The organism is Arthrobacter sp. TJ-254, assembly GCF_058269175.1.
In genome coordinates, this window is the sequence record NZ_JBZCNF010000003.1 from 121,256 (window position 1) to 131,947 (window position 10,692).

Genomic DNA, 10,692 nt, shown 5'->3' on the forward strand with positions numbered 1-10,692 from the left:
TTGCCCCGGCGCCGGGTCTTCCATCCGTTCACCGAACTGCTGGCGGCGGCGCTCCTCGTCGTCCTGGTCCTCGTCATCAACCGCTGGCAGTTCTCCCTGGCGGTGCTCGTTGCCGTCATCCTCCCTGCGGTGCTCCTCTCCGGGGCGCCCCGGAAGCTCGGAACGGCGCTGGCCGTCGTGGCGGGGCCGCTCCTTGCCTCGTCACTGGTGCTCCATGGGTTGTTCTTCCCCGAGGGGTCGACTGTGCTGGCGCAGTGGGGTCCTGCCCGGGTGACCGCCGAGGGGCTCTCCTTCGCCGGCTCGATGGGCCTGCGCCTGGCCGTGCTTGCCGGCGCCCTGCTCACTGCGGCAAGCACCGTGAGCATCCCCGAACTGATCTCCGCGATGACCTCCAAGGGCTGGAACCGGAAGCTCGTCTTCCTCCTCGGCTCGGCGCTCGGCCTGCTGCCGCAGGTGGCCGAACGGGCCCGTGCAATCACCCAGGCACAGCAGGCCCGCGGCCTTGTGGTGCGCGGAGGCCTCATCTCGCGGCTTCGAGGGTTGCTCATGGTCACCGTTCCCCTGGTGCTGGGCCTGCTTGTCGAGGCGGCCGAACGCGCGCGCATGCTCGAGGCCCGGGGGTTCTCCGCCACTGGAGCACGCACCAGCTACTTCCCCGACACCGACACCCGCGCGCAGGCCGCAGCACGCTGGGGGATGACCGGTGCCGTCCTTGTCTTCTCGGTGCTGTGGCTTAGCGGGGGAGCCTGAAGTGATAAGCCTGCACTGCGAGCTTTTCGCCTACGATGATGCCCCCGACGAGGGGCCGGATTGCCCCCGGCAGGGTCCGGACGCGCCCGCCGGAACCGGCCAGGGGAGGAAGGGCGCTGCACTGCGCGGCACCGCCCTCGACGTCGCACCCGGCGAACTCGTGGTCGTCGTCGGTGCTTCGGGCTCGGGCAAGACGACGCTCGCCCACCTGCTCGCCGGCCAGACCGGCAGGGACGCCGGATCCGTTTTCCGGGGCACGCTGGCGCTCGACGGCCAGCGGCTCGACTTCTCCGGCACCGACGACGACCCCCGGATCGACCCGGCGGCGTGGAGCGCCCGGGTGGGGTTCGTCGCCCAGTCGGCGTGGAGCCAGCTCTCCCTGATGTCCGCGACGGTCGGTGAGGAGATCGCCTTCGGGCCCGCCAATCACGGCGTGCCGGTGGACCGGCTTCGGGAGACCGTTGCCGCTGTGGCCGGGGACCTCGGCCTCACCGGACTCCTTGACCGGGACCCGCGCAGGCTCTCCGGAGGCCAGCTGCGGCGGACCGTGATCGCCGCGGCCGTTGCCGCGCGCCCCGGCATCCTCGTGCTCGACGAACCCTACCAAGGCCTCGACCCGGAGGCGGCCCGTGAGGTTGCCGCCGTCCTTGACGGGCTGCGGGCTGCGGGGACCGGTGTGGTGCTCCTCCAACCGCTGCTCCCGCAGGATGCTCCGCCGGGCACCCGGATCATGGCGCTCGACGGCGGACGGCAGGTCTTCAGCGGATCGCTCGCCGAGGCCCGGGACGCCGACCTGGCACGCCACGGCATTGGCACCGAAGGCGAGCCTCCCCGCTTCGTTCCCGCCCCTCACCCCAAGCCAATCGCTGAGCGAATCCCGCTGGCCCAGCTGAGCCGGGTCCATTTCACCTATCCGCAGCCCTCGGGAGAACCTCCCGCCGGACTGCACGGCGTCGACCTCACCGTGTTTCCCGGTGAGATCATCGCACTCACCGGGGCCAACGGCTCGGGGAAGTCGACGCTGCTCAAGCATTTCAACGGGCTGCTCCGCCCGTCGGCCGGATCGGTGCGCCTGGCCGGGGGAGAGCTTGGGGGGCGCAGCGTCGGTGAGCTCGCGCGCACCGCCGGCTACCTCTTCCAGGACACGGACCAGCAGCTCTTCGAACGGACGGTGCTGCGCGAGGTGGCCTACGGACCATCGGCCGCCGGGTCCTCCCGGGAGGCCGCGCAGACCGCCGCGCATGCCGCACTCGAGGCCGTGAACCTGGGGAACCGCGCCCAGTCCCATCCCTACGAGCTCGGCTTCGTTGAACGGCGCCTCGTCGCGCTCGCTTCCCTGATCGCCACGGGTCCGGTGCTGTGGGTGCTCGACGAGCCGACGGCCGGTCTCGACGAACGGGGGCGGAACCTGCTCGCCCGGGTCCTCGCCGACCATGCAGCTGCCGGGGGAGGGGCAGTGCTGGCCACCCACGACACTGAGTTTGCCCGGGCGGTCTGCCACCGCATCGGGCGGCTCATGGGCGGCACGCTCCGGTTCCCGCCGGGTTTCCCCCCGCGCGGGGCACACCCCCGGTAGGGTCCGGGGCTATGGACAGCAACGCGGAAATCCCTCCCTCACCGGGCAGCGGCGCCAGTTCCCCGGCCGACCCCGACTTCGGCGAGCTGGGCGGCCGACGACGAACCGTTTCCTCATCCGGCGCGCAGCTCGCCGTCTTCGAATTCGGGCGCACTCCCGCACCCGGAGTCCCCGCACTGCTGCTGGTCCACGGCTACCCCGATGATCACCGGGTGTTCCTCCCGGTGATCCGCCGGCTTGCCCCGACCTTCACGATCGTCGCCTACGACACGAGGGTTGCCGGCCAGTCAGTATCCGGCGGCGGACCGGGCGCCTTCCTGCTTTCAACGCTCGTCGATGACCTGTTCGCGGTGATCGAGGCAACAGGACTGGCCCAGGTGCACCTTGTGGGCCACGACTGGGGATCGATCCAGGCCTGGGCTGCACTGCGGGACCCGCGGGCGGGGGTGTTTTCACGGTTCACGAGTGTCTCCGGGCCTGATCTGCTTCACTTCCGGCGGTGGGTCCGCGGCAGTGCACGCCGGCCCGGGAGGTGGCCCCGCCTTGCCGGCCAGCTGCTGCGAAGCTCCTACGTGGCCGCCTTCCAGCTTCCCCTGCTCCCGGAGGCGGTGTGGCGGCGCTACCTGGGTCCGCGCTACGAGGGTCTCTCCGGCCGAAGCATCGGCGAGAACCCGGCCCGTGGGCTCGTCCTGTACCGTCGAACGCTTTTTTCCGCGCGGCGGGCCCCCGGGCGCATCAATGTGCCGGTCCACGTCGTCGTCCCGCTCCGCGACCCCTTCCTGTCGCCGTCGCTCACTGCTGGACTCGAGGAGCAGGTGGGGGAGCTGAGGGTTGAACACGTTGAGGGCGGCCATTGGTGGATCGCCGCCCGCCCGGCGGATTTCGCGGCCGTCCTCGACGCCGGCTCGCGCACCAACGGAACCTGAGGCAGCTCCTTAGGCCTCCAGCAGGCCCCGGATGTCGTCGGCGGTGAGCGCGGAACTGAAGACCGCGTCGTCGTCCATGACGGAGGTGAAGAGCCGGGCCTTCTGCTCCTTGAGCTTCATGACCTTCTCCTCGATGGTGCCCTTGGAGACCATCCGGTACACCATCACGTTCTTCGTCTGTCCGATACGGTGGGTGCGGTCCACGGCCTGTGCCTCGGTGGCAGGGTTCCACCAGGGGTCGAGGAGGAAGCAGTAATCCGCCTCGGTCAGGTTCAGGCCGAACCCACCGGCCTTGAGGCTGATCAGGAAGACCGGAGCCTTGCCCTCCTTGAAGGAATCGATCACCTCTCCGCGGCTGCGCGTCGACCCGTCGAGGTAGGCGTAGTCGATGCCGCGGGCCTCAAGCTGGGCTGCGGCCTTCTTGAGGTAGGAGGTGAACTGGCTGAACACCAGGGCGCGGTGACCCTCGGCCAGCACGTCCTCGAGCTGCTCGAGGAGAAGTTCGAGCTTGGCCGACGGTACTCCCTCGTGCTCCGGATCGACAAGGGACGCGTCGAGGCTCAGCATGCGCAGCAGGGTCAGCGACCTGAAGACGATCATCCGGTTGCTGTTCATGTCTTCGATCAGTCCAAGCAGCTTCTGGCGTTCGCGCTGCAGGTACGTCGAGTAGATGTGGCGGTGCTCGGGGGAGAGCTCAACCTCGAGCACCTGTTCCTGCTTCGGGGGCAGGTCGGAGGCGACGGCCTCCTTGGTGCGCCGCATCATGAGCGGCCGTATCCGGCGCCGCAGCCGCGCGAGCGGACGGTTGTCGCCGGTTTTCTCGATCGGTGTGCGGTAATCCTCGGTGAACTTCCGGGCCGACGGGAAGAGCCCGGGCGCCACGATGTTGAACATCGCCCACAGCTCCATGAGGTTGTTCTCCATCGGTGTTCCGGTGATCGCCAGCTTGAACGGGGTGTCGAAGTCCTTTGCGGCCTGGTGGATCTTCGACGTCCGGTTCTTGACGAACTGCGCCTCATCGAGGATCAGTCCGGCCCACTCGAGGTCCTGGTAGGCGGGAAGGTCGAGCCGGAACAAGGTGTAGGAGGTGATGACGACGTCGGCGCCGCGGATCTGCTCCGCCACCGGAATCCCCGACGCACCCTGGGTGTCGGTGATCCCGACCACCTTCAGTCCGGGCGTGAACCGGTGCGTTTCATTGATCCAGTTCGGAACCACCGAGGTGGGTGCGACGACGAGGAAGGGCCGGCCAGGCTCGGAGGTGGTGCGTGCGTGCTCGATCAGCGCGAGGGCCTGGAGCGTCTTGCCCAGTCCCATGTCGTCGGCGAGGACCCCTCCCAGCTGGTTGCGCCACAGGAACGCCAGCCAGTTGAACCCCTCCTGCTGGTACGGCCGAAGCTCCGCCGCGATGCCCGGGGGCACCTCGACGGGTTCGAGGCTGGGCAGGTCGAGGAGCCCGGCGACTGCGTCGCGCCAGGCCGATGCCTGCTCGGTCTCGTCGGCGAGGTCCTCGAACTCGGCCCACAGGCCGGCCTGGTACCGGCTGATCTGGAAGCCCGTCTCCCATTCGCTGAGGTCCCGGGCTTCCTCGATGAGCTCGCGCAGCTGCTCGAAGACGGGCTGGTCGAGTGAAAGGTAGCTGTTGTCGACGAGCTTGAGCTTCTTCCGACCCTGGGCGAGGGCCCGGAAGATCGAGTCGAAGGGGATCTTCCGGCCACTGACCGTGACCATGACGCCGAGGTCGAACCAGTCCCGGTTGTCGGTCTCAACGGTGGAAATTGTCAGCTGCGGCGCCTCGGTGAGCTCCTGGTAGAGCGGTTTCACACCGACAATTTCGACTTCAACACCCTTGAGCTCTTCCAGCCGGGGCAGCACGTCCTCGGAGAACTCGACGGCGAGCATCTCCTCGAGGGTCGTTGACTTCAGCGGCAGCGGCCCCAGGACGGACGCCGCTTCGCTGACCAGGGCCTCTTCGGCGTCGGCGTCGCGGAACCCATCGACGTCGTCGCTCTGAAGGGGACGGCGGTGCACCGCCGCCCCGATGCTGTACTTGAACTCCCAGGACAGGGCCACCGCACCGTCGGACCGGTATGCCGCGGTGAGCAGGAGGACCGGCGGCTGCGCCTCGGGCAGGTCGACGCTTTCGTCGCTGCTGGCGATCCGCAGGGAGCGGCGAAGCCTCGGGTAGTACTCCTCGAGGAACTCCGGGGTCTCGGCGGCCGGCACGACCACCGGGCGGGCCCGCTGCAGCAGGTCGATGTGCTGGCCGCTGAGCTTTCCGGCGGAGGCGAGGGTGATGACCGAGTCTGGGGCGACGGTGTAGATACCGTGGTTCGCGATGACGTGCGCCGTCTCGGCCGGGTGTTCAACGCCGTCGATTTCGAGCCGCGGGTTCAACTGCAGGTCCCCTTCACCGGCGGCCGTGGCGTCGAGGGAGAGTACCGCCCGGCGCCCCAGCTTGATCGTTACGGCCTTTTTCGTTCCGACGAACTCGATGCCGAGCCGTTCGGCCTCCTCAAGCAGCTGCCAGAGCATCGGGTTGCTGAACTCGTCGAGGTAGAGCCATGAGTCGTTGTTGCCGAAATAGTTGACGCCGGTGCCGCGGTGCAGGGCGGGGAACTGGGAGAACCAGCGGTGCTGGTCGGGGTCGAGCTTCAGGCCGTAGGTCTGATAGCTGATGTTGCCCCAGGACAGGCTGTTCTTGACCCACTTGCCCTTGCTGTTTTGGCTGACGGGCCTGACCCCGAGCCGCGAGTTGAGCGTCCGCAGGCCCTGCCGGTCGGCTGCGGATCCCCAGCGCTGCACTGCGACTTCGGGGGTGCGCACCTCGAACTGGAGTGCAAGCGGGGTGGGCGCAGGGGTTGAAGGCGTTTCGGGTCCGGCCGGTTCAAGCAGTTCGGTGAGTGATGCCTGCCAGCCGGCGGGCCGGCGGGTCGAAGGCACGGCAGCGGGCTCGTGGTTGGCGAGGAGGTGCTCGGTGTTGCTTTGGAGTGCTGTTGCCGCGACGTGCTTGCAGCTACCCCCAACCGGGCAGCTGCAGTGGCTCTCCAAGGGTCGGAAACGACCGTCGCCCTTCAGCCCGAGGCGAAGCTTCGTGCGGTATTCGGCCGGACTTCCACCGCGCACCCGCCCGGTGAGGATCTTCGCCCCGGCGTCCCAGGCCACCGACGTCACCGCGCCGTCCTTGGCGTAGATCTGGCCCCGTTGGAAAGCGGCTCCGCCCACGACGCGGATGATGTCCGTGACATCGACCAGGGGCAGGGGGGAAGTGGGCATACTTTCATGCTCTCACGCTGGCGCGCCCGCCCAAGCCCGGCATGGAGGGGTTTCCGCTACAAGCGATTGTTGCGCTCCGCGGCGGTCGGAGGCTTTTGATTCCTCCGGACAGCGGCCAGCACGTAACCTACGAATGGGGCCGTTTTCACTCCTCCGACGAAGGGTTGCCGGTGTTCGAAGCACCAAGTTTCATTTATGCCGCCGCAGGGCTTGCGGTTTTCGCGGCGGCACTGCTGCCCCGCCTGCTGATGCGCGCTCCGATCTCGATGCCGATGGTGTTCCTTGGCGCGGGAGTGCTCACCTTTTCGCTGATCGACAACCTCCCCGATCCCGACCCGATCAAGTACGGTGACTTCACGACCCACCTCGCCGAGGTCTGCGTCATCATCTCCCTCATGGGTGCAGGGCTCGCCCTCGACCGCCGGGTGGGCCGGAAGCGCTGGGGTACGACGTGGCGCCTGTTGGGCATCGCAATGCCGGTGTGCATCGTGCTCCTCATGTTCCTGGGCCTGTGGGTGCTGGGGCTTGGGCTCGCCTCGGCCCTGCTCGTCGCAGCGGCGCTCGCGCCGACCGATCCGGTGCTTGCCTCGGAGGTCCAGGTGGGCGAGCCCTCGGAAACCGAAGAGGACCTTGAAGGCGAGGACGAGGTGCGCTTCGGGCTGACCTCGGAGGCCGGGCTCAATGACGGTCTCGCATTCCCGTTCGTCTACCTTGCGATCGCGCTCAGCCTCGTCGGGTCCGCCCCATCGGCATGGTTCCCCGAGTGGTTCGCGCTCGACGTCGTCTGGCGCCTCGGAATCGGCTGCCTCTTCGGCTTCGGCATGGGCAAGCTGCTGGGCCGGATCTTCTTCTCGGCCCGCAGCGAGAGTGTCAGGCTGGCCAACTATTCGGAGGGCTTCGTTGCGCTCGCCGCGACGTTCCTGACCTATGGCCTCACCGAACTTGCCGAGGGGTACGGCTTCATCGCCGTGTTCGTCTGCGCCGTGACCATCCGGGCGGCGGAGCATACGCACGGCTACCACGGGGTGCTTCACAGCTATATCGAGCAACTCGAACGGCTTCTGACTGTCGTCGTCCTCGTCCTGCTGGGCGGCGCCGTTGCCCGCGGGATGCTGGAGGGCCTCCGTTGGCAGGAGATTCTCGTGGCGGTGCTGTTCCTCCTCCTTGTCCGCCCGGTCGCAGCGTGGATCAGCCTGGCCCGGGGGCGCACCGGATTGTGGGAGCGCGGAGTCATATCCTTCTTCGGCGTCCGCGGCATCGGCTCCATCTACTACCTGGGCTACGCGCTGTCCAAGGGGGACTTCGGGGCTGAGGCCGAGGTGCTGTGGCGCATCGTGGGCCTGATTGTGTGCCTGTCGATCGTGGTCCACGGCATGAGCGCAGCCCCGGTCATCAACGCCCTCGACAGGGCGCGGAAGCGCAAGGCGCTGCGGGTGTCCGGGGATGAGGGCCGTGCCTCCTCAACGCCCATCTGAGCCCGCCGGTCCCAGCGCCGGCGCCGGTGTCAGCGAAGGTCCTCGAGGCGCCGCTGGACGGCTTCGAGTTCCTCGCTCAGGGCGGTGAGGCCCGCGGTTCCCGATTCGGTGGCGAGCGCCCGGACGAGCTCCTCCTGCCTTGCCCGGAGCCCGGCCTCAGTTGATGGAAGCTCAAAATTAGCCATGGGTTCATCGTGCCAGATGCTCCGCCCGCACCGGCGAAACCTCCCGGTCGGCCTGCCGGGTGAACCGCAGCCGAAATAAGTCGGCGGTCCTGGCCGTTCCCCTAAGAGCGCCTGCAAGCCGCACCGTTTCGAACGGTAAATAACACGGCACGCAACTTTTGGGAAGGTTTTTCTTTGATAACTGTTCCGTTGTCCATCCTCGACCTGGCACACATCCCGCGGGGAGGCACTGCCTCTGCGAGTTTTGCCGCAAGTGTAAGGCTGGCGCAGAACGCGGAAAAATGGGGATATCGAAGGATCTGGTACGCAGAGCACCACAACATGGGAAGCATCGCTTCCTCCGCAACGAGCGTATTGATTGCCCATGTCGCCGCGGCGACCTCAAGTATCCGCCTGGGTGCCGGTGGAGTCATGCTGCCGAACCATTCACCCCTGACGATCGCCGAGCAGTTCGGGACCCTCGAAACGCTTCACCCGGGCCGTATCGATCTCGGCCTCGGGCGTGCACCGGGAAGTGATGCGAACACCCTGCGGGCACTTCGCCGGGACCCGGCGTCGGCGGAGTCGTTCCCTGAGGACGTCCTTGAACTGCAGGGGTACCTCTCCGGCGATACGCGCATCCCGGGGGTCCACGCAACGCCCGGACGGGGGACAAACGTCCCGCTCTACATCCTTGGCTCGTCGCTGTTCGGGGCGAGGCTCGCCGCAGCCCTTGGGTTGCCCTATGCCTTCGCCTCCCATTTCGCCCCGGCCGCCCTTCGGGACGCGGTGGCCCTCTACCGCAGGGAGTTTCAGCCCTCCGCCCAGCTCGAGCAGCCGCACGTGATCGCCGGCGTCAACGTGATGGCCGCCGACTCGGAAGAGGAGGCCCAGCGCCAGTTCCAGGACGGCCAGCGGCGGATGGTCGAACTGCTGCTGGGTCGTGGCGGCACGTTCAGCCCCGAGGAGGCGGATGCGATCCTCGCCTCACCGGGGGGCCAGCAGGTAGCGCAGATGGCTACGTACTCCGCAGTTGGCACAGTGCCGCAGGTGCAGGATTATCTCGAGCGGTTCACCGACCACGCCCAGGCCGACGAGTTGATCATTGCAACGCGGGCCAGCAGCGAAGAAACCTGGCTGAGGTCCTTCGAGCTGGTTGCCGGGCTGGCACGCCCGATGGCGGCCTAAAGGTTGCATTTAAAAGAAGGTTTGGATTCCTGCTTGCCATTACCCGTGTTGGTTTGGCAAAGTGGGTCTCGGTTGTAGTGTTGCGCATTTGTATTTCACGCGGCGAAGCCCTCCGGGGCGGCGCCGCATCTCTGAAAGAGCGGACAAGCACGCCGCGACTGGGGCTTTCCGAAAGTCGGAAGGCGTCTGAATTTCAGAAGGATAACAAAAATGGCAACAGGTACCGTGAAGTGGTTCAACGCTGAAAAGGGCTTTGGATTCATCGCCCCCGACGACGGAAGCGCAGACGTGTTCGCACACTTCTCCGCCATCAACGCGAGCGGCTACCGCTCGCTGGATGAGAACCAAAAGGTTAGCTTCGACACCGAGCAGGGCCCCAAGGGTCCCCAGGCGTCAAACATCCAGCCTCTCTAAGGCTTGATTTCAGCAACAGGACGGGAAGCGATTCCCGTCCTGTTGCTGTTTAACGCCCTGTTCCAGGTTTCAGCCGTGAGTTCCGGTCCTGAGTGCCAGGCCGGTGCGCTATACGGCTAGAGTTCCGGCACGCAGGGTCCCCTGCCCAGGTGGGCGAGCCCGGCGCGGTCGCCGGCGCCGAGCTGGGTCGGCGACGTTGTCTCGGCGTGCATGAGCTGGGTCGGGTCGTCAATGTGGTCAAGGCCGACGAGGTGTCCCAGTTCATGGATGACCACCGCACGGGCCGCATCCGGTCCGCCAGGGAGGGGAAGCATTCGGCTCAACTGCGGGCCGTCGAGCTGGATCTGGCCGGACACGTAGATCGATGGCCCGTCCTGCAGCCCGAGTGCTGTACTCCCGCCGATCCCCGCTATGTCATCTGCGACCTCGGGGTTCTCCTCGGGAGTGACCCACGCGATGAGGACCGGCGCCCATCGCTCGCCATACAGCTCCGGCTGGTACGGTTCCCGCTGTCCGGCCGGTGCTTCAGCGGTGGCTCCGTCGTGGATGAAGCGGAGGCCGGTCGCAGCGGAAATCTCAGCGACGGCTTCGTGGATCAGCTTCGAACCACCCGGAGGCTGATGGTCGGGCCGGACAACGTAGTGGATCGGACGGCACGGATCGTAGGCGATGAAGGCCTGGGAAGTGTTCCCGGTATCGAAGAGCCTGTAGTTGGTTGAGGGTTCGACCGCGGGTGGAACCCCCAGCGGGACGGCCGAGGCTTCGATTCCTGCGGGTGGCCGCTGGGAGGACTGTCCCGGCAGTGCAACTCTCAAGGGCTCGACTACCCGGTTCAGAACGCCTCCGGTGACATCGGGGGCGAGGTAGAGGGCCGCGACGACGGCGACAACGCAGGCGGTTCCCACGTGCAGCGAACGCGGGCG

Annotated in this window: 9 protein-coding genes; 6 read left to right on the forward strand and 3 right to left on the reverse strand. The window is 67.3% G+C overall.

The features are described from left to right. The 3 genes from AC4D14_RS09310 to AC4D14_RS09320 are packed head-to-tail and all read left to right on the forward strand — an operon-like array spanning nt 1 to nt 3,252. Nucleotides 1-750 carry an energy-coupling factor transporter transmembrane component T gene (locus AC4D14_RS09310; RefSeq protein ID WP_490901721.1) on the forward strand — a complete coding sequence of 250 codons (750 nt, stop codon included), beginning with the start codon at nt 1-3 and terminating at the stop codon, nt 748-750. 1 nt (nt 751) lies between these two features. Beyond that, nucleotides 752-2,326 (forward strand): ABC transporter ATP-binding protein, encoded by a 1,575-nt coding sequence (locus AC4D14_RS09315; protein WP_490901723.1) that lies wholly within the window; start codon nt 752-754, stop codon nt 2,324-2,326. 11 nt (nt 2,327-2,337) lie between these two features. Beyond that, nucleotides 2,338-3,252, forward strand: coding sequence for an alpha/beta fold hydrolase (locus AC4D14_RS09320; RefSeq protein WP_490901724.1), 915 nt, complete (start codon nt 2,338-2,340; stop codon nt 3,250-3,252). Between the two features lie 9 nt (nt 3,253-3,261). Here AC4D14_RS09320 and AC4D14_RS09325 read toward each other — a convergent pair whose 3' ends face one another. Next, entirely contained in the window at nt 3,262-6,528 is a 3,267-nt protein-coding gene (locus AC4D14_RS09325) for a DEAD/DEAH box helicase (protein ID WP_490901726.1), read from the reverse strand. Between the two features lie 170 nt (nt 6,529-6,698). On the opposite strand from AC4D14_RS09325, the gene AC4D14_RS09330 reads away from it, so the two are divergent. Continuing rightward, complete coding sequence (locus tag AC4D14_RS09330; protein ID WP_490901728.1) at nt 6,699-8,003, forward strand: cation:proton antiporter; 1,305 nt, start codon at nt 6,699-6,701, stop codon at nt 8,001-8,003. Nucleotides 8,004-8,032: 29 nt separating this feature from the next. Here AC4D14_RS09330 and AC4D14_RS09335 read toward each other — a convergent pair whose 3' ends face one another. Next, nucleotides 8,033-8,188 carry a hypothetical protein gene (locus tag AC4D14_RS09335; RefSeq protein ID WP_490901729.1) on the reverse strand — a complete coding sequence of 52 codons (156 nt, stop codon included), beginning with the start codon at nt 8,186-8,188 and terminating at the stop codon, nt 8,033-8,035. Between the two features lie 177 nt (nt 8,189-8,365). Between AC4D14_RS09335 and AC4D14_RS09340 the strand changes: the two genes are divergently transcribed. Together AC4D14_RS09340 and AC4D14_RS09345 are read left to right on the forward strand one after the other, a co-directional pair. After that, nucleotides 8,366-9,355, forward strand: a complete 990-nt coding sequence (locus tag AC4D14_RS09340) for an LLM class flavin-dependent oxidoreductase (RefSeq protein ID WP_490902375.1) — start codon at nt 8,366-8,368, stop codon at nt 9,353-9,355. A gap of 210 nt (nt 9,356-9,565) precedes the next feature. Continuing rightward, entirely contained in the window at nt 9,566-9,769 is a 204-nt protein-coding gene (locus AC4D14_RS09345) for a cold-shock protein (protein WP_026533290.1), read from the forward strand. A 116-nt stretch (nt 9,770-9,885) separates the two neighbouring features. On the opposite strand, the gene AC4D14_RS09350 is transcribed toward AC4D14_RS09345, so the two are convergent. After that, nucleotides 9,886-10,674, reverse strand: coding sequence for a matrixin family metalloprotease (locus AC4D14_RS09350; RefSeq protein WP_490901730.1), 789 nt, complete (start codon nt 10,672-10,674; stop codon nt 9,886-9,888). Nucleotides 10,675-10,692: the final 18 nt, after the last annotated feature.